The 18,993-nt window shown below is 67.9% G+C and carries 16 protein-coding genes; 10 read left to right on the top strand and 6 right to left on the bottom strand.

Features of this window, described 5'->3' with window-relative positions:
* Positions 1-146 precede the first annotated feature (146 nt).
* The 5 genes from MY55_RS19175 to MY55_RS19155 all read left to right on the top strand — a co-directional run bounded on the left by MY55_RS19175 (position 147) and on the right by MY55_RS19155 (position 6,813).
* A complete protein-coding gene (locus tag MY55_RS19175) occupies positions 147-1,349 on the top strand; it encodes a cell division protein ZipA C-terminal FtsZ-binding domain-containing protein (protein ID WP_047238187.1) in 1,203 nt (400 codons plus the stop codon).
* Between the two features lie 61 nt (positions 1,350-1,410).
* Positions 1,411-3,822, top strand: coding sequence for an NAD-dependent DNA ligase LigA (gene ligA / locus MY55_RS19170; RefSeq protein WP_047244507.1), 2,412 nt, complete (start codon positions 1,411-1,413; stop codon positions 3,820-3,822).
* A 23-nt stretch (positions 3,823-3,845) separates the two neighbouring features.
* Positions 3,846-5,267: a tetratricopeptide repeat protein gene (locus tag MY55_RS19165; RefSeq protein ID WP_230623431.1), complete on the top strand. Its 1,422-nt coding sequence runs from the start codon at positions 3,846-3,848 to the stop codon at positions 5,265-5,267.
* A gap of 69 nt (positions 5,268-5,336) precedes the next feature.
* Entirely contained in the window at positions 5,337-6,209 is an 873-nt protein-coding gene (gene galU, locus MY55_RS19160; RefSeq protein WP_043579758.1) for a UTP--glucose-1-phosphate uridylyltransferase GalU, read from the top strand.
* Between the two features lie 61 nt (positions 6,210-6,270).
* Positions 6,271-6,813 carry a hypoxanthine-guanine phosphoribosyltransferase gene (locus tag MY55_RS19155; protein ID WP_043579760.1) on the top strand — a complete coding sequence of 181 codons (543 nt, stop codon included), beginning with the start codon at positions 6,271-6,273 and terminating at the stop codon, positions 6,811-6,813.
* Between the two features lie 64 nt (positions 6,814-6,877).
* Here the strand turns inward: MY55_RS19155 and MY55_RS19150 are convergent, their stop codons facing one another.
* From MY55_RS19150 to hemP, 6 genes are read right to left on the bottom strand one after another with little or no spacing between them, the layout of a single operon-like run.
* Complete coding sequence (locus tag MY55_RS19150; RefSeq protein ID WP_047237591.1) at positions 6,878-7,642, bottom strand: ABC transporter ATP-binding protein; 765 nt, start codon at positions 7,640-7,642, stop codon at positions 6,878-6,880.
* On the bottom strand, positions 7,635-8,594 hold the full coding sequence (locus tag MY55_RS19145; RefSeq protein ID WP_244270700.1) for a FecCD family ABC transporter permease: 960 nt from the start codon (positions 8,592-8,594) through the stop codon (positions 7,635-7,637). Before MY55_RS19145 ends, MY55_RS19150 begins: the two co-directional genes overlap by 8 nt.
* Complete coding sequence (locus tag MY55_RS19140; RefSeq protein WP_065202890.1) at positions 8,591-9,382, bottom strand: heme/hemin ABC transporter substrate-binding protein; 792 nt, start codon at positions 9,380-9,382, stop codon at positions 8,591-8,593. The genes MY55_RS19145 and MY55_RS19140 overlap by 4 nt, the downstream gene beginning before the upstream one ends.
* Positions 9,372-10,406 (bottom strand): hemin-degrading factor, encoded by a 1,035-nt coding sequence (locus MY55_RS19135; RefSeq protein WP_047244508.1) that lies wholly within the window; start codon positions 10,404-10,406, stop codon positions 9,372-9,374. The genes MY55_RS19140 and MY55_RS19135 overlap by 11 nt, the downstream gene beginning before the upstream one ends.
* A 53-nt stretch (positions 10,407-10,459) precedes the next feature.
* On the bottom strand, positions 10,460-12,661 hold the full coding sequence (locus tag MY55_RS19130) for a TonB-dependent hemoglobin/transferrin/lactoferrin family receptor (protein WP_065202889.1): 2,202 nt from the start codon (positions 12,659-12,661) through the stop codon (positions 10,460-10,462).
* Between the two features lie 56 nt (positions 12,662-12,717).
* Positions 12,718-12,888, bottom strand: coding sequence for a hemin uptake protein HemP (gene hemP / locus MY55_RS19125; RefSeq protein WP_043579770.1), 171 nt, complete (start codon positions 12,886-12,888; stop codon positions 12,718-12,720).
* Positions 12,889-13,148: 260 nt separating this feature from the next.
* On the opposite strand from hemP, the gene MY55_RS19120 reads away from it, so the two are divergent.
* The 5 genes from MY55_RS19120 to MY55_RS19100 all read left to right on the top strand — a co-directional run bounded on the left by MY55_RS19120 (position 13,149) and on the right by MY55_RS19100 (position 18,993).
* On the top strand, positions 13,149-13,877 hold the full coding sequence (locus tag MY55_RS19120) for an S-methyl-5'-thioinosine phosphorylase (protein ID WP_043579772.1): 729 nt from the start codon (positions 13,149-13,151) through the stop codon (positions 13,875-13,877).
* 472 nt (positions 13,878-14,349) lie between these two features.
* Positions 14,350-15,120: a glucose-1-phosphate cytidylyltransferase gene (rfbF, locus tag MY55_RS19115; RefSeq protein WP_047237594.1), complete on the top strand. Its 771-nt coding sequence runs from the start codon at positions 14,350-14,352 to the stop codon at positions 15,118-15,120.
* Entirely contained in the window at positions 15,084-16,160 is a 1,077-nt protein-coding gene (rfbG, locus tag MY55_RS19110; RefSeq protein WP_236686511.1) for a CDP-glucose 4,6-dehydratase, read from the top strand. Before rfbF ends, rfbG begins: the two co-directional genes overlap by 37 nt.
* A gap of 17 nt (positions 16,161-16,177) precedes the next feature.
* Positions 16,178-17,491 carry a lipopolysaccharide biosynthesis protein RfbH gene (rfbH, locus tag MY55_RS19105; protein ID WP_043579778.1) on the top strand — a complete coding sequence of 438 codons (1,314 nt, stop codon included), beginning with the start codon at positions 16,178-16,180 and terminating at the stop codon, positions 17,489-17,491.
* Positions 17,492-17,505: 14 nt separating this feature from the next.
* Entirely contained in the window at positions 17,506-18,993 is a 1,488-nt protein-coding gene (locus tag MY55_RS19100) for an N-acetylneuraminate synthase family protein (protein WP_047237596.1), read from the top strand.

Below are 18,993 nucleotides of genomic sequence, written 5' to 3'. Positions count from 1 at the left end.
ATGAGCCTGAAATGCCCGCTGCAGAACGGGCCGGCCGCCGAATGGCTGCGGCCGAGGCGGTGACAGGATCGAGGGAGGCTGACAGGCCGGATCGCCGACGGGCGCGGCTGGCAGCCTCGATTATTCGCCTTAATGCGGACTGGCTAATGAGCGAATTGCAGATTGGTGTTTTGATTTTGGGCGGCGGCGTGATCGCCCTGGTGCTGGGTTTCAACATGTTTCAGGAATGGCGCTTCCGCAAGCGGACGCACCAGGCCTTCGCGCGCCCGCATGGCGACGTGCTGCTGGATGTGCCGAAGAACAATGTCCGCGACGGCGTGAAAGCCGACCGGATGGAGCCGGTGCTGCTGGATGCGGAACTGGAGCCGGAGAGGGCGCCGGAAGAGGACGACGAGCCGTTGTTCGAGATTCCGCCGGCGGAAGCGCCGGTCCGCGAGCCGCCGCCGGCGCCGCGCCGCGAACCGGCGCTGCAGGAAGTGGAAGTGCCGGTGATGGACGAGGAGGACGAGGCCGAGCTGGCGATGGACTCCGCCGACCACCAGGCGCTGGTGGTGGCGATGCTGGACCCGTCGCTGGATTTCATCGCCGAGGTGATGTTCCATGAGCCGCACGAGCTGGCGGCGATGCCGCGCTTCAATGTCGGCAAGCGCACCCAGCTGATCGGCCGCACCGAGCGCGGCCTGTGGAAAGTGGCCGAGGCGCTGCCCGGCACCCGCTACAAGCAGATCAACGTCAGCATGCAGATGGTGGACCGCTCCGGCGCGGTGGGCGAGCAGGAACTGGCCGCCTTCTGCCAGCAGGTGTCGCGCTTCGCCGAGGACCACGACGCGGCGGTGAGCTTCCCGCAGCGCCAGCAAAAGCTGGTGGCGGCGCGGGAACTGGACCGCTTCTGCGCCGACGTCGACGTGCTGATCGGCATCAACATCGTGCCTCAGGCTTCGATCGAGGGCGCGCGCCTGCGCAGCTTCGCCGAAGCCGCCGGGCTGCAGCTGGAGCCGGACGGCGCCTTCCATTACCTGGCCGACTCCGGCAACACGCTGTATTCGCTGGTGGCGGCCGACCAGATGCCGTTCACTTTCCATACCTTGCTGGACAAGTCGTTCCCGGCGCTGACGCTGCTGTTCGACGTGCCGCGCGTGGCCGGCGGCGTAGACGTGTTCGACCGCGCCGTGCACTTCGCCAAGCACCTGGCCCAGGAATTCGACGCGCAGCTGGTGGACGACAACCGCCGGGTGCTGACCGAAACCGGCCTGGCCCGCATCCGCGACCAACTGCTGCACATTTACGGCAGCATGGACGACAGGGGCATCGCGCCGGGCAGCGTCGCCGCCCTGCGCCTGTTCGCCTGAGCGATGAATTTATGATGACGGGGCCGGCCTTGCCGGCCCTTTTGCCGTTCGAGAGCTTCCCATGACCGCAAACCAACTGCGCGCCGCCGAATTGCGCGAGCTGCTGAACCGCTACGGCCGCGAATACTACGTGCTGGACGCGCCGACCGTGCCGGACGCCGAATACGACCGCCTGTTCCGAGAACTGCAGGCGCTGGAGGAGGCCGATCCGGAACTGGCGCTCTCCGATTCCCCGACCCGCCGCGTCGGCGGCGCGCCGCTGGCCGAATTCGACAGCGTCGTGCACGCGGTGCCGATGCTGTCGCTGGCCAACGCCTTTTCCGACATGCAGCTGGCCGACCCGGCAGAGCGCCATGCCGAGCTGATCCAGTTCGACGAGCGGGTGCGCAAGGGCCTGGACGCGGCCGAGGTTGAGTACGCCACCGAGCCCAAGTTCGACGGTCTGGCCATTTCGCTGCTGTATGAAAACGGCGTGCTGACGCGCGCCGCCACCCGCGGCGACGGCGTGGCCGGAGAGCAGGTGACCGAGAACGTGCGCACGATACGCGCCATTCCCTTGAAGCTGGACGGCGCGGCTCCGCCGGCGCTGCTGGAGGTGCGCGGCGAGGTGCTGATGCTGAAGCGCGACTTCGAGCGCCTGAACGCCGATCAGATCGAGCGCGGCGACAAGACTTTCGCCAATCCGCGCAACGCCGCCGCCGGCAGCCTGCGCCAGCTCGACTCGCGCATCACCGCGCAGCGCCGGCTGTCGTTCTTCGCCTACGCCATCGCCCAGGTGGCGGGCGCGGACTGGCCGGACACCCACGCCGGCGAAATGGCCTGGCTGAAGCAGCTGGGCTTCCCGGTGGTGGAAGAAAGCTTGCGGCCGGTGGTCAAGGGCGTGGCGGGGCTGTCCGCTTACTACGAAGCGGTGCAGGCGCGCCGCGCCGGCCTGCCGTTCGAGATCGACGGGGTGGTGTACAAGGTGAACCGCCGCGACCAGCAGGACGCGCTGGGCTTCGTGTCGCGCGCGCCGCGCTGGGCCATCGCCCATAAATTCCCGGCCGAGGAGGCGCTGACGGTGGTCGAGGCCATCGAGGAGCAGGTGGGCCGCACCGGCGCCATCACCCCGGTGGCGCGGCTGCAGCCGGTCTTCGTCGGCGGCGTCACCGTCACCAACGCCACGCTGCACAATGAGGACGAAGTGCGGCGCAAGGACGTGCGCGTCGGCGACACGGTGATCGTGCGCCGCGCCGGCGACGTGATTCCCGAGGTGGTGTCGGTGGTGCTGGAGCGCCGGCCGATGCAGCCGGCCGAGGGCGGCGATCTGTTCAGCGCCGGCGAGGCGCCGCAATACCCGGCCTACCGTTTGCCGAGCGCCTGCCCGGTGTGCGGCAGCCACGTGGCGCGCGAAGAAGGCGAGGCGATCGCCCGCTGCTCCGGCGGCCTGTCCTGCCGCGCCCAGCGCAGCCAGGCGATCCAGCATTTCGCCGGCCGGCGCATGATGGACATCGACGGCCTGGGCGAGCGCTATATCGACAAGCTGGTCGAATACGATTACGTGAAAGGCGTGGCCGACCTGTACCGGCTGAAGCTGGAAGACTTGCTGGAGATGAAGCGCCGCGCCGACGAGGACGAGGGCGTCACGCCGGAAACGGTGAAGGCCGGCAAGGTGGCCAGCAAGTGGGCGGAAAACCTGATCGCGGCGATAGACGCCAGCCGCGCGCCGCCGCTGGCGCGGCTGCTGTTCGCGCTGGGCATCCGCCATGTCGGCGAATCCACCGCCAAGACGCTGGCGGACTGGCTGGGCGGCATGGCGTTGATCCGCCGCTGCCCGGCGGCGCTGTTCGCCGCCTTGCCCGACATCGGCGCGGTGGTGGCGGAATCGCTGGCGGACTTCTTCGCCGAAGACAACAATGAAAAGGCGCTGGACGCGCTGCTGGCCGAGGTGCGCCCGGCCGACGAGCATGCGCCGTCGCCCAGATTGCGCGAGCGGCTGGACGACGCGGCCTTGCTGGCGCGGCTGGGCATTCCGCGCTTGACCGAAGTGCGCAGCCAGCAACTGGCGGCGCAGCGCAGCCTGGCCTGGCTGGCCGCCAGCGAACGGCGCGCGCTGCTGGAGCTGGATCTGCCGGCCGAGGTGGTGAACGCGTTGGCCGACTGGCTGGACGAGCCGGGCCGGCGCGAGTCGCTGAGCCGTCTGGCCGGCTTGCGCGAAGCCATCCTGGCCGAACTGCCGCAGGCCGCCGAGGCGGCGGCGCTGCCGCTGGACGGCAAGACGCTGGTGCTGACCGGCACCTTGCCGACGCTGAGCCGCGACCAGGCCAAGGCCTTGATCGAGGCGGCCGGCGGCAAGGTGTCGGGCAGCGTATCGAAGAAAACGCATTACGTGGTGGCGGGAGAGGAGGCGGGCAGCAAGCTCGCCAAGGCGCAGGAACTGGGCGTCGCGGTAGTGGACGAAGCCGGCCTGCAGGCGTTGTTGTCGGGCAACTGAGAGAGGGCGGGATGACATCAAGCATGATGGCGACAGCGGATTTCGAGGTAGGCAATCAATGCGCCGCCCATGGCGACTGGGCCGGCGCCATCGCGGCGTTCGACCGCTGCCTGTCGCTGAACCCCCAGGATTGGCAGGCGCTGGCCAACCGCGGCAACGCCAGGCTGCAGCTGGAGGACACGCCCGGCGCGCTGGATGATTATCTGGCGGCCGCCGCGCTGAACCCGACGTCGTGCAACATCAAGAGCAATCTCGCGGTGCTGCTGAAGGAGCTGGGCGAGCTGGACATCTCGGCGGCCTTGCTGCAAGAGGTGCTGGCCGCGGAGCCGGGCCATCTCGACGCCTGGGTCAATCTCGGCATCGTCCGCCAGCACCAGCAGCGCTATCGCGACGCCATCGACTGCCAATTGCGCGCGCTGGTACTGGGCGGGCCGTCGGTGGCGCGCTACAGCAACCTGGGCAACGCCTACAGCTGCGCGCTGCTGCTGGACGAGGCGATCGCGGTGCAGCAAAAAGGGCTGGCGCTGGCGCCGGACGACGCCACCTTGCAGTTCAATCAGTCGATCACGCTGTTGACGGCCGGCCGATACGCCGAGGCCTGGCCCCTGTACGAAGCGCGCTGGCGCTGCGTGCTGCGGCCAAGGCTGACGGCAAGGCGCTGGCAGGGAGACGCGCTGGGCGCGCGCACCCTGCTGTTGTGGACCGAGCAAGGCCTGGGCGACACTTTGCAGATGGCGAGATTCCTGCCGCAGCTGCGGCGCGCCCATCCGCAGGCCAGGCTGCTGTTCGCTTGCCCGCGCTCGTTCCACCGCCTGTTCGCGCAGTTCGAGGGCCTGACCTTGCTGGAGGCGGACGCCGCGCCCGAGCACGATTGCCAGCTGCCGCTGATGTCATTGCCGGGTTTGCTGGGCGTCACGCTGGAGAATTTGCCGACCGCGCCGTACCTGCGTTTGCCGGACGGGGCGCCGCCGGTTTTGCCGGCCGGCAAGCGGCGCCGGGTGGGCGTGGTGTGGGAAAGCGGCCATTGGGGCGTCGGCGTGGCGGATCTCGGACGCCAGCATAAATCGATTCCGCCCGCGCAGTTCGCCGAAATCTGCCAAGCGCCGGATATCGATTTCATCGCCTTGCAGCCCGGCGCGGTGCCGGACGAGCTGCGTGGATGCGTCCGCGCCAGCCGCATCGACGATTTCGCCGATACCGCCGCGCTGCTGGCGCAGGTGGATCTGGTGGTTTGCGTGGATACCGCCATCCTGCATCTGGCCGGCGCGATGGGCAAGCCGGTGTGGGCGCTGCTGCGCGCCGAAAGCGCGCCATTCTTCCTGGCGGAAGCGCCGGTCGCGCCGTGGTATCCCTCGGTGCGCCTATGGCGGCAGGCTCAGCCCGGAAACTGGCAGCCGCTGGTCCGCGAACTGAGCGAGGCCTTGTCGAAGCAATGGGCATTTTGACCTGAAGCCAAGTCGAGCTAGAATGCGGCGCTGTCGTTGTTGAAATCGTCACTGCGTTACGGAATCGAGATGAAAAAGATCACCAAAGCCGTGTTTCCGGTTGCCGGTCTAGGCACCCGCTTCTTGCCGGCCACCAAGGCCAGTCCGAAAGAGATGCTCCCCATCGTGGACAAGCCGCTGATCCAGTATGCGGTGGAGGAGGCGATCGCCGCCGGCATGACCGAGTTGATCTTCATCACCGGCCGCAACAAGCGCTCGATCGAAGATCACTTCGACAAGGCTTACGAGCTGGAAACCGAACTCGAATACAAGAACAAGCACAAGCTGCTGGAGCTGGTGCAGGAAATCATTCCGCCGTCGGTGTCGTGCATCTATATCCGCCAGACCGAGGCGCTGGGCCTGGGGCACGCGGTGCTGTGCGCCCGTCCGGTGGTGGGCGAAGAGCCGTTCGCGGTGATCCTGGCCGACGACCTGATCGAAGGCGCGCCGGGCGCGATGGAGCAGATGGTGCGGCTGTTCGACGAAACCCACTCCTCGGTGCTGGGGGTGGAGACGGTGGCGCCGCAGGACACCAGCTCCTACGGCATCGTCAAGGTCAAGACCGATGCGCATGGCCATCAGGCCGTCGAGCACATCGTCGAGAAGCCGCGTCCGGAAGACGCGCCGTCCAACCTGGCGGTGGTGGGGCGCTACATCCTGACGCCGCGCATTTTCGACAAGTTGGTCAACACCGGCGCCGGCGCCGGCGGCGAAATCCAGCTGACCGACGGCATCGCCGCGCTGCTGAAGAGCGAGCCGGTGCTGGCGCTGCCGTTCAAGGGCACCCGTTACGATTGCGGCTCCAAGCTGGGTTACCTGAAAGCCACCGTCAATTACGGCCTGAAGCACCACGAGGTGGCCGACGAGTTCGCCGCCTTCCTGGACGGCCTGAAGCGCAACTGATTGTTTTTCCATTCGCGCCGCCGCAGCCCGGCGGCGCCGCCTGTTCTGTCAAGGAGTCATCATGCCTAATATTTCCGAAGCCCGCGGGCTGATCAACAGCGCCGACGTGCTGTTCAGCGCCGAGGAAGTCAGCACCGCCGTCGACCGGATGGCGGTGGAAATCACCGAGAAGCTGGGCGAGGAATACCCGCTGGTGTTGTCGGTGATGGGCGGCGCGGTGGTGTTCACCGGCCAACTGCTGCCGCGTCTGGCCTTCCCGCTGGACTTCGACTACGTCCATGTTTCCCGCTACGGCGACAAGACCCACGGCGGCGAATTGGTATGGCGCCAGGCGCCGAAGGAAGACGTGCGCGACCGCGTGGTGCTGGTGCTGGACGACATCCTGGACGAAGGCCACACCATGGCCGCCATCCGCGACAAAGTGATGGAGATGGGCGCCAAGGCCTGCTTCAGCGCGGTGTTCGCCAACAAGCTGATCTCGAAGGAAAAGCCGATGCAGGCGGACTTCGTCGGCCTGGACGTGCCGGACCGCTACGTGTTCGGCTATGGCATGGACGTGCGCGGCGCCTGGCGCAACCTGCCGGCCATCTACGCGCTGAAGTAAGACGCGGGCTCGATGTCCGACAAAGCCGCGCCGGCATCCGGCGCGGCTTTTTTCATGGGCGCGCTCAGGCCGCTTGCGGCGGCGCGTGGTGGCGCAGCCGCACCGGCCAGCGGTACACCGCCAGCAGCCGCTCCGGCGTCAGCGCCTGGGACGGCGCGCCGGCGGCCACCAGCCGGCCGCCCTCCAGCAGCGCCACCCGGTCGGCGTAGTCGGCGGCCAGCGTCAGGTCGTGCAGCACCTGCACCACTGTCCGGCCTTGCCCCGCCAACTGGCGCAGCAGCTGTTGCAGCTGGTGTTGATGGCGCAGGTCCAGGTGGTTGGTCGGCTCGTCCAGCAGGATCACCGGCGCCTGCTGCGCCAGCGCGCGGGCGATGGCCGCCCTTTGCCTTTCTCCGCCGGACAGCTGCTCCAGCCGCTTGCCGGCGTATGGCTCCATTTCCACGGTGGCGAGCGCCGCCGCGACCGCCGCGCGGTCGTCCGCGCCCGGGCGGGCGAAGGCGCCGAGGTGGGGCATGCGCCCTAGCGCGACGAATTCGGCCACCGTCAGCGGAATGTCGGCCGGCAGTTGCTGCGGCACCCAGGCGATGCGGCGCGCGCGCTGTAGCGCGTCCATCCGGCACACGCACTGGCCGGCCAGCCGCACCGCGCCGCGGCTGGGCGCGGCCAGGCCGGCCAGCAGGCGCAGCAGGGTGGTCTTGCCGGCGCCGTTGGGCCCCAGCAGCGCGGATACCTGGCCGGCGGGAAGGTCCAGGCGGATGTCGCTCAGCAGCGCGCGTCCGCCTATCCGGTAATCCAGTTCGCGGACTTTCAGCGTGTAGGTGTCAGGCATCGGAGCGGCTCCCTTGTTGGCGGCGGAAAATCCAGATGAAGAAGGGCGGGCCGGCGAAGGCGGCCATCAGGCCCACCGGCAGGTCCAGCGGCCAGGCGAGGTTGCGCGCCAGGGTGTCCACCGCCAGCAAAAACAGCGCGCCGGCCCAGGCGGACAGCAGGATCAGCCGGCGGCGGCAGCCGCCCACCAGCAGCGCCAGCGCGTTGGGGATCATCATGCCGACGAAGCCGATCACGCCGGACAGCGCCACCGCGCCGCCTGTGGCCAGCGCGGCGCCGATGGCGGCCAGCCGGCGGGTGCGGCGGGTGTCGATGCCCAGCGAGCGGGCGCTTTCCTCGCCCAGCAGCAGGCAGTCTAGGTCGCGGCCTATCGCGCACAACAGCGCGATGCCCAACGCGGATACGGCCAGGCAGAGGCCGAGCCGGCCGGGCAGCGCCGAGCCCAGGTTGCCGGCCAGCCAGCTGCTGGCGGAGCGCAGGGTCAGGTCGTCGGACAGAAACAGGATCAAGCTGGAGAGCGCGCCGCAGAAGGCGCCCACCACCAGCCCCATCAGCAGCAGGCCGGCGATGCCTCCCTTGACCAGCCGCGCCAGCAGCAGGATCAGCCAGGTGGCGAGCAGGCCGCCGCCGAAAGCCGCCAACGGCAGCGTCAGGCCGGACAAGCCCAGCGCCAGCACGGCGATCACCGCCAGCGCGGCGCCGCTGGAGGTGCCGATCAGGCCGGGATCGGCCAGCGGATTGCGGAACAGCGCCTGCAGCGCGGCGCCGCTGGCGGCCAGCGCCGCGCCCACGCCCAGCGCGGCGGCGATGCGCGGCAGCCGCAGCTGGCTGACCAGCGGGTCGGCCAGATCCGGCCAGGCCAACTGGCCGGCGGAGCTGGACAGCGCCAGCAACGGCAGCGCGACGCTGGCCAGTATCAGGCCCGGCCACAACAAGCGGCGGGCGGCGCTCACATCCTCACCATCCGTTCGACCACCGCCGGGCTGTCCAGGCCGATCAGCATCGCCTGCTGCGGCGGCAGCAGATAGATGCGGCCGGTTTTGCCGGCCGGGGTCGCGGCGACTTCCGGCCGCTTGGCGAAAAGGTCCTTGCCGCCGTAAACCGCGGCTGTGTGGCTGCCCAGGATGATCACGTTCGGCCGCAGCGCTTGCCAGGCGTCGCGGCCCAGCGGCTTGAAGCCGCTGATGCCGGCCGCGGCGTTGACGCCGCCGGCGGCGCGGATCAGGGTATCCGGCGCGGTGTCCTTGCCGGCCACCAGGCTGCCGTCGTAGCTGACCAAGTAACGGACGGCGCGCGCCGGCCGCGGCTGCATCCGCTGCTGCCAGTCGGCCGCCAGCCTGGCGGCGGCGTCGGCGCGGCCGAGCAGTTGGCCCACCTTGCGGATGGCGTCGGCGAAGTCGCGGCCGTCCTCGCGGGCGGACACCTCTTCGGCCCGCAGCTTCAGCTGCTTCAATTGCGGCCACAGCGTCGGCGGCTGGGCGGCGGCGCTGCCCAACACCAGGGTGGGCTTGAGGCCGGCGATGGTTTCCGCGTTCAGCGCGCGCGAAAAGCCCACCACCTGAGCATGGGCCAGTTGCGGCTCCTTGCTGCTGCGGTCGCGGCCGACCACGTCGCCGGCGGCGCCCAGCGCGACGACGATCTCGGCGATGTCGGGCGTCACCACCACCAGCCGCTCGGCGGCGTGGCCGGGCAGGGCCAGCATTGCCAGCAGCGCGCCGGCCAGCATGGTCTTACGCGACATCTTCTTGCTCCAGCGGCGGCAGCTCGCCCAGCAGCTTCACCCATTCGGCCCGCTCGGCACGGCCGGGCTTGCGTTCGCCGAAGAAGGTGGCCAGCGACTCTCCCTGCTCGTCGAACAGCTCCAGCGAGGTGACCACGCCGTTGTCGCCGGGCTTGCGGGTGATCCAGGCTTCGGCGATCAGGTCGGTGCGCAGGTGCAGGTTGAAATCGGGGTCCAGCACATTGAGCCAGTCGCCCACCACTTGCACGTTGACTATCGTCCCGGTGTGGATCTGGATCATGCCGCGGTTGCCGGCGAACACCATGATGGGGGTCGCGGTGGCGGCGGCGCGGCGCAACAGCTGTTCCACCGCGTCCTCGCGCACGCGCCAGGCCTGGCCCGGCGGCGCCAGGCGGAAACCCTGGCGCCGCGATACCTGCCAGCGGCGCAGGAAGGGGTGGAAGGCGTGGACGTCGCTCAGGCTTTGCCATTCGTTCTGGAAGGCGTCGCGGTCGATGGCTTCGTCGGGCTGTTCGGCGCCGGCGGCCGCGACCGGCTCAAGCTCCAGCGCGGCGGCGGGCGCGGCGAAGCGCGCGACCAGATCGTCGTAGGCGGCGATGTCGCTGGCTTCGGTCAGGTAGACCTTGTGCACCGCTTCGCCGTGGCGGTCGAAGAACTGCAGGCTGCGCTGGACGCCGCGGGGCGTCTCGCTGCGCAGCGCGAAGCCGTGGCGCCAGTGGAACAGGAAGATGCGCAGGTCTATCACCGGGTTGATGGCCAGGCCGACCTTGCCGTCGATCTCGACGTTGGCGTAGTCGCCCTTGGTCTCATGCACGCAGGCGTGGTTGCGGGTCAGCGCCATCACCCGGCCCAGCGGCGCCAGCGCGGCCAGGATTTCCGGCCATTCGGCCCTGAGCGGGGTGGCGGCCGGATCGGCGGCGGTCAGCTCGCATTCGCTGACCTGCAGCGCGGCGGCGGCGTCGCGCGCGCGCAGTCGGGGTTGGCTGGCTTTGAGCGTCTGGTAGCGGTCCCATAGCTGGCTCATGGTTTTCTCCTGTGGAGGCGCGGGCGGCATCGGCCGCCCGCGGGGCGGGTGGATCAGAACTGGTATTCGACGCTGGCGCTGACGTTGCGGCCAGGCTGGGTGTAGCGGTCCAGCGTGGCGTCGCCTGCGGCCAGGCCGCGCACGTCGGCGGCTTTCCAGTACTTGCGGTCGAACACGTTGAACACGCCGGCGCGCACGGTGGTGCCCTTGGCCGGTTTCCAGTAGGCGGTCAGGTCCAGGGTGGCGTAGCCCGGCGCCTGGAAGCCGGCGGTCTGCGCGGTGGACGGCGGCGGCAGCGCTACCGCCGGCGCGCGGGTGTTGCGCGCGGCGGCGCGCAGCAGCGCCTCGCCGCCGAAACCGGACTGGTCGTAGCGCAGGCCCAGCACCGCCGACAGCGGCGCGATCGAGGCGAGCGGCGCATGGCTGTCCAGGTCCTCGCCGTGGGCGTAGGCGATGGAGGCCTGGGTCTGCCAGCCGGGGGCGAAGCGCCAGGCGGCGCGCGCTTCGGCGCCCTTGATGTCGACGCGGCCGATGTTCTGGTACTGGTAGGTCAGCAAGCCGCCTATCGTGCCCAGGCTTTGCTGTTCGATGAAGTCGCGGTAGCGGTTCTGGTAGGCGGTCAGGCCGAAGTCGAAGCTGTCCCACTGGCCCTTCAGCCCCAGTTCGACGCCGCGGCTGGTTTCCGATTTCAGATTCGGGTTGGCGATCACCTGGTAGCCGTAGGCGCGGTTGACGAAGGCCATGTTGGCGTCGTCGAACGGCGGCGCGCGGAAGCCAGACGACAGCTGGGCGAAGCCGGTGTAGTGGCCGGCGAAGGGGATGCTCAGCCCCAGCTTGGGCGAGAAGGCGCCGTCGCTGAACGACGGCACCGCCTGGCCGCCGCTGTTGGCATAGGCCTGGTCGGGCTGGGTGTTCATCTTGTAGTGGTCCCAGCGCAGCGACGGCGACAGCGCGATGCCGTTGGCGAATTTCATCTCGTCCTGGATGAACAGGCCGACGCGGTCGGAGGTGCTGTCCGGGAAGGTCTTGCTGGGGAAGGTTTCGCCGCCGATGACGTTGCTGGTGCTGCCGTTGGCGTTGTACTGCGTCTTCATCCGCGGCCGGCTGGTGTCGGTGCGGGACAAGTCCACGCCCCACAGCAGCTGGTGCTCGGCCGCCAGCGCGGCAAAGCGCTGCTCGGCGTCCAGGCTCAGGCCAAGGATTTTCTGTTCGAAGCCGTAGTTGGAGGCGACGCTGCTGCCGTCGCCGTAGCGTGCGAAGCTGTCGTCGGCGTTGTCCAGCTTCTGCTGGTAGACCTTGGCGGACAGGCGTTCGAATGGCCCCAGCTGCTTGCCTTCCCAGCCCAATGACACGCGGTCGCGCTGGGTGCGGTCTGCGGCGGTCTGGGCCAGCTGCGCCGGCACCGGGCGGCCCCTGGAGACATAGGCCGGGTAGAGGGTGTTCAGCAGATTGGTGTCGGTGTCGCGGCGATAATGCTCCAGCGTCAGCTCCAGCCGCTGCTGCTCGGTCAGTTTGTAGCCGAGCTTGGCCAGCACGTTGTCGCTGTGCCAGTTCTGCGGGTTCGGCGTGGTGCGGGCGGCGCTGCCGCTGTCGTTGCCGCCCTGATTGTCGGCCTGATGGCCATTGCGGTGGGTGTAGATCAGCATCGCGTCGGCGCGCTCGCCCTTGACGCCGACGCCGGCGGTGCCGCCCCAGCTGTTGTCGGCGCTGGCGCCGAAGCCCTTGAAGCTGCCGCCCACGCCCTTGTCCTCGGGCACGAAATCGTCGACGGTCTTGGTGCGGTAGCCTATCACCCCGCCGATGGCGTCGGAGCCGTACAGGCTGGAGGTGGGGCCTTTGACGATGTCGATCGCGCGCAGGGTTTCCAGTTCGACGAAGTCGCGTCCGGAAATGGCGCCGTTGCCGTTGCCGCCGCCGGCGTAGGCTTCCGGCAGGCGCTCGCCGTCGATCAGCATCAGGATGCGGTTGCCGTCGATGCCGCGTATGGTCCAGCCGGCGTTGCCGCGGCGGTTGGGGTCGGTGGCCACTTCGACGCCGGGCTCGTATTTGGCGGCGTCGGCGATGTCGTTGATCAGGCGGTCGTCCAGCTTGTGGCCCGACACCACGCTGGCGTTGGGCGCGGTTTCGGCCAGCGGCTTCTCGCTGCGGTGGGCGGTCACCTGCACGGCGTCCAGCGTTGGCGCCGCGGGGTCGGCGAAGGCCGGCCAGGCTGCCGCCAGGCTCAGCATCAAGGGGGTGGCGCGGAACAGGGCCATGGAAACTCCGGTATTGTTGTCGTTTCCGCTGGCTGGCGTCGGCTGGCTCGCGGGTATTACTTGATCAGTATCAGCTTGCCGTTGCGGGTGAGCTGCAGACGGTAGATCTCGCCCTGATGCTCGATCAGGATTTCCCGCCCGGCGCCGAACAGCTGCCGGCTGTGCAGCAGCTGCGGCGCGGCCGGCGGGTCCGTTTTGGGCGTGGATTTATTGTGGTTCGAGTTCATTTGTTAATGATAACTATTATCATTTGAATCGGCAAGCAGGAAGTCATGCCGGAAGAATGCCGCGCGCGAAATCGGCCGCGCGGTCCCAGGTGGCAATGCGGAGCGGGTGAGGGCAGCGCATGCGCAACTTCAAGGAAATTGTCCAAGCAGCGCGTCCGCGCGCCGATTTGCCGCCCGCAGCCGGGCGATTTTCAGACATAATCGGAACGACAGCCGCGCTGCTGGCGGGGCTGCGCACAATGACAAGAGGGGAGACGGATATGTTGGCAATCATCGGCGGCAGCGGGCTGGCCCAGCTGTCGGTATTGGAAGTGACGCACCGGCAGGTGGTGCGCACGCCTTACGGCGATCCCTCCTGCGCGCTGACTTTCGGCAAGCTGGCCAAGCAAAACGTGGTGTTCATCGCCAGGCACGGCTACGGCCATTCGCTGGCGCCGCACGAAATCAACTACCGCGCCAACCTGTGGGCGCTGCATAACCAGGGCGTGAAGGGCGTGATCGCCATCGGCACCGTCGGCGGCATCCGTCCCGACATGGCGCCCGGCCGGCTGGTGGTGCCGCACGACATCATCGATTACAGCTGGGGCCGCAAGCACACTTATTTCGAAGGCCCGGAGCGGCCGGTGGTGCATGCGGAGTTCACTTCGCCCTACGACGACAGCCTGCGCCAGCGGCTGCGCGCGGCGATCCAGGCCTCCGGCATCAGCGGCGTGCATGACGGCGTCTATGCCTGCACGCAGGGGCCGCGGCTGGAGAGCGCGGCGGAAATCTCCCGGCTGGAGCGCGACGGCGCCGACATCGTCGGCATGACCGGCATGCCGGAGGCGGCGCTGGCGCGCGAGTTGGACCTGCCGTACGCCCACCTGTGCCTGGTGAGCAACTGGGCGGCGGGCAAGGGAAGCAACGCGCGGGTGGAGTTCGACCCGGCGGTGGCGGCCAAGAGCGTGCAAGATCTGATGCACACCCTGCAGGCGTGTTTCGCCAACTGACGCCGGGCATCCGCCCGCGCGTCGCGCGGGCGGGCGGGGAGAAAATGACGCGGCGGCATGCTAAAGGCGAGCTTTTTTATTTTAAATATGCTTTTGGCGATTTTCAGGCCGCGACGCGCGCTTGCCATCCGCGGCCGACCTGTATACCTTTCAGCGGCGCATCGAGGAGGGCAGCGGAATCGCCGCTTCCTTGCGGCGCGTGGAGCGAGGCAGGCGCGGCGTTCGGCCAGGGACGACATTCCATTTGGGAGATTGCCGGGGCTGTCTCAAGTGCCGCGCGGTTGATGCCGATAATCAGCACAGGGCAGGTTGGCCCGCGCAGGCGCTGGATTAGCTGTGCGGCCGGGGGGAAACAGCGGTTCGCCGGCGTTCGCATGGCGCGCTTTTCCCGACGACGCCGATAACCTAGCTTGCATGGCAATGGATGATCCCATTTGTTTGATATGGTCTGGGTGCAACAAGAGAGAGATGTATGAAAGCCGTGATTTTGGCCGGGGGTCTTGGCACGCGCATCAGTGAAGAGTCGCATTTGCGTCCCAAGCCCATGATTGAGGTCGGCGGCAAACCGATCATCTGGCATATCTTGAAAATCTATTCCGCGCACGGGATCAATGATTTCATCATCTGCCTGGGATATCGTGGCTATGTGATAAAAGAATATTTCGCGAATTACTTTCTCCACAATTCCGATGTCACCCTGGATCTGTGCAATAACCAGATGCTGGTGCATGAGCGCCATGCCGAGCCCTGGCGCGTGACGCTGGTCGACACCGGCGAAGGCACCCAGACCGGCGGTCGCCTGCGGCGGGTGCGCAAGCACCTGGAGAGCGAGCGGGACTTCTGCTTCACCTACGGCGACGGCGTCAGCGACGTCGACATCGGCGCAGCCATCGCCTATCACCGCAGCCAGAACGTGGACGCCACCGTGACGGCGGTGCATCCGCCCGGCCGTTTCGGCGCGCTGGACATCCGCAACGAGCGCGTCGAATGCTTCAAGGAAAAACCGCGCGGCGACGGCGGCATGATCAATGGCGGCTTCTTCGTATTGAACCCCGCGGTGCTGGATCTGATAGACGGCGACGAGTGCGTCTGGGAGACCGAGCCGCTGGAAACGCTGGCCAGCCGCGGCCAACTGGCCGCCTACGAGCACAACGGCTTCTGGCAGCCTATGGACACGCTGCGCGACAAGAACCTGCTCGAGGAGCTGTGGCAGAGCGGGGAGGCACCGTGGAAAAAGTGGTGAACGCCGCGTTCTGGTCCGGCCGCCGCGTCTTCCTGACCGGCCACACCGGCTTCAAGGGCGGCTGGCTCAGCCTGTGGCTGGACAGCCTGGGCGCCCGGGTGCATGGCTATGCCTTGCCGCCGTCGGCGCGGCCGTCGCTGTTCGACGCCGCGCGCGTAGGCGACGCGGCGGCGTCGGAACTGGCGGACATCCGCGACTCCGCCGCGCTATCCGCCGCGCTGGCTCGCGCCGAACCCTCCATCGTCTTCCACCTGGCGGCGCAGCCGCTGGTGCGGCAAAGCTATGACGACCCGCTGGGCACCCTCTCCACCAATGTGATGGGCACCGCCAATCTGCTGGAGGCCGCGCGCCGCTGTCCCGGCGTCGAAGCCGTCGTCGTGGTCACCACCGACAAATGCTATGAAAACCACGAGTGGCCGTGGGCCTACCGCGAGAGCGACGCGCTGGGCGGCCACGACCCGTACAGCAGCAGCAAGGCCTGCGCCGAGCTGGTGTGCGCGGCGTACCGCAGCTCTTATCCGGGCGGCGCGCCGATCGCCACCGCCCGCGCCGGCAACGTGATCGGCGGCGGTGACTGGTCGGCCGACCGGCTGGTGCCAGACTTGCTGCAGGCCTTCGCGGAAGGCCGCTCCCTGGCCATCCGCAGCCCCGACGCGGTGCGTCCCTGGCAGCATGTGCTGGAGTCGCTGGCCGGCTATCTGCGCCTGGCCGAGCGGCTGGCGGCGGGGCAGCCGGACGCCGCCTCCGCCTGGAATTTCGGCCCGGCCGACGACAGCAACCGTCCGGTGTCCTGGGTCGCCGACACGCTGGCCGGATTATGGGGCGGCGGCGGCTGGCACCGCGACGGCGCCGATCATCCGCACGAGGCGGGCATCCTCAGGCTGGACAGCGCCAAGGCGCGCCGGCGCCTGGGCTGGACGCCGCGCTGGAGCCTGGAAGAGGCCTTGTCGGCCACGCTGGACTGGCATCGCGCCTGGCGGCGCGGCGCGGACATGCGGGCCTTCACCATTGAACAAATCGCGGCCTACTCGCGTGTTTAAGCAGAGAGAATCACGATATGACCGATATTAGCCGAGAGGCCGTCCTCGCCCTGGCGCGTCAACACGCCGAAGCGCGCCTGGCCCAGGCTGACTTCCTGCCGGGGCAGACCGCGGTGCCGCCCTCGGGCAAGGTGATAGGCGCCGATGAAATCGTCAATATGGTGGATGCCGCGCTGGATGGCTGGCTGACTACCGGGCGCTTCAACGCGGCTTTCGAGGCTCGCCTGGCCGAGTTCATCGGCCTGCCGCACGTGCTGACCGTCAACTCCGGCTCGTCGGCCAATCTGGTGGCCTTCACCGCGCTGACCTCGCCCAAGCTCGGCGCGCGCGCGATCCAGCCGGGCGACGAAGTGATCACCGTGGCGGCCGGCTTCCCCACCACAGTCAATCCCATCATCCAGAATGGCGCGGTGCCGGTGTTCGTCGACGTGCAACTGCCGACCTACAATATCGACGCCGAGCTGCTGGAAGCGGCGCTGTCGCCGCGCACCAAGGCCATCATGATCGCCCACACGCTGGGCAACCCGTTCGATCTGGAAAAAGTAGCCGCCTTCGCCCGCAAGCACGGCTTGTGGCTGGTGGAGGACTGCTGCGACGCGCTCGGCTCCACCTTCAACGGCCAGAAGGTCGGCACCTTCGGCGACATCGGCACGCTCAGCTTCTACCCGGCCCACCACATCACCATGGGAGAGGGCGGCGCGGTGTTCACCGCCGATCCGCTGCTCAGGCAGATCATGGAATCGGTGCGCGACTGGGGCCGCGACTGCTATTGCGCGCCGGGCAAGGACAACACCTGCGGCAAGCGCTTCGACTGGCAGCTGGGACAGCTGCCCTGCGGCTATGATCACAAGTACACCTATTCCCATATGGGGTACAACCTGAAGATCAGCGACATGCAGGCCGCTTGCGGCCTGGCGCAGATGGACCGGCTGGAAGGCTTCATCGCCGCGCGCAAGCGCAATTTCGCCTACCTGTCGGAGCGGCTGCAAAGCTGCGCCGAATTCCTGACGCTGCCGCAGGCGACGCCGGGTTCGGAGCCATCCTGGTTCGGTTTTCCGCTGACGCTGAAGCCGGAGGCGCAGGTCAGCCGCGTGGAGTTGCTGCATTACCTGGATCAGCACCGGATCGGCACCCGTCTCTTGTTCGCCGGCAACCTGACCCGGCAACCTTATATGCAAGGCCGCAATTACCGCTGCGCCACGCCGTTGCCGGTGACCGACCGCATCATGAACGACACCTTCTGGATCGGCCTGTATCCGGGCCTGAGCCAGCAGATGCTGGATTTCGCCGCCGGGAAGCTGGAAACCTTCCTCGGCGCCAATTTTGATTGAAAGAGAGGCCCATCATGCGAAAGCCGTTATTCATCTTCGAGATGGCCAACAACCACATGGGCGACGTCGAGCACGGCATCGCGCTGATCCGCGCCATCCGCGAATCCTGCCAGGGCTTCGATTTCGACTTCGGCTTCAAGCTGCAGTACCGCAATCTGGACACCTTCATCCACCCCAGCTTCAAGGGCCGCGACGACGTCAAATACATCAAGCGCTTCGAGGAAACCCGGCTGGCGCCGGAGCAGATGCTGCGGCTGGTGCGGGAGATGAAGGCCAATGGCTTCAAGACCATCTGCACGCCGTTCGATGAGGAGTCGGTGGACCTGATCGAAGCGCATGGCATCGAGATCATCAAGGTGGCCAGCTGCTCGTTCACCGACTGGCCGCTGCTGGAGCGCATCGCTCGCAGCGACAAGCCGGTGGTGGCCTCCACCGCCGGCGCGCGGCGCGAGGACATCGACAACGTGGTCAGCTTCATGCTGCACCGGGACAAGGACCTGACCATCATGCACTGCGTGGCCGAGTACCCGACCCCGAACGAGAATCTGCACCTGGCGCGGATACGCCAGCTGCGCGACCAGTACGCCGGCGTGCGCATCGGCTATTCCACCCACGAAGACCCGGAGCTGATGGAGCCGGTGATGCTGGCCATCGCCCAGGGCGCCACGGTGTTCGAAAAGCACGTCGGCCTGCCGACCGGCGCATACGGCGTCAACAATTACTCGGCCACGCCGGAGCAGATCCGGCGCTGGATCCAGGCCGCCGCGCGCGCCTTCGCCATGCTGGGCGACGGCGGCTGCGACCCGGCGTCGACGGTGGAGCAGGCCAGCCTGCGCTCGCTGCGCCGCGGCGTGTTCGCCACCCGGCCGATCAAGGCGGGGGAGAGCCTGACCGAAGACAACGTCACCTTCGCCTTCCCGCCGGTGGAAGGGCAACTGACCGCCAATGAATGGTCGAAGTACACCCATTACACCGCCGCGGCCGACATCGCCGCCGACGCGCCGGTGCTGAGCGCGCAATTGCAGCCGCAGCACCTGCGCGACAGGGTGATGAAGACGGTGGATGCCGTGAAGGCGCTGTTCAAGACCGCCAACATCGTGGTGCCCGGGCGTTCCGACCTGGAGATTTCCCATCATTACGGCATGGAGCGTTTCAGCGAGTTCGGCCTGACCATGGTGACGGTGATCAACCGCGAGTACTGCAAGAAACTGATCGTGATGCTGCCGGAGCAGACCCATCCGGAGCAGTACCACCTGAAGAAGGAAGAAACCTTCATCGTGCTGTACGGCGACATCACCATCTGGCTGGACGACGAGGAGCGCCAGGCGCAGGCCGGCGACGTGATCACCGTGCAGCGCGGCGTGCGCCACCGCTTCCATACCCGGGGCGGGGTGGTGTTCGAGGAGATCTCGTCCACCCACTACGTCGACGATTCCTACTATACCGACGAGCGGATCAGCGCCAACAAGGACCGCAAGACCCGCCTGACCTACTGGATGTAA

This window comes from Chromobacterium subtsugae, from assembly GCF_001676875.1.
Classification (GTDB): domain Bacteria; phylum Pseudomonadota; class Gammaproteobacteria; order Burkholderiales; family Chromobacteriaceae; genus Chromobacterium; species Chromobacterium subtsugae.
Note: the sequence above shows the minus strand (reverse complement) of the source record. Positions and strands in the feature narration are given on the sequence as shown.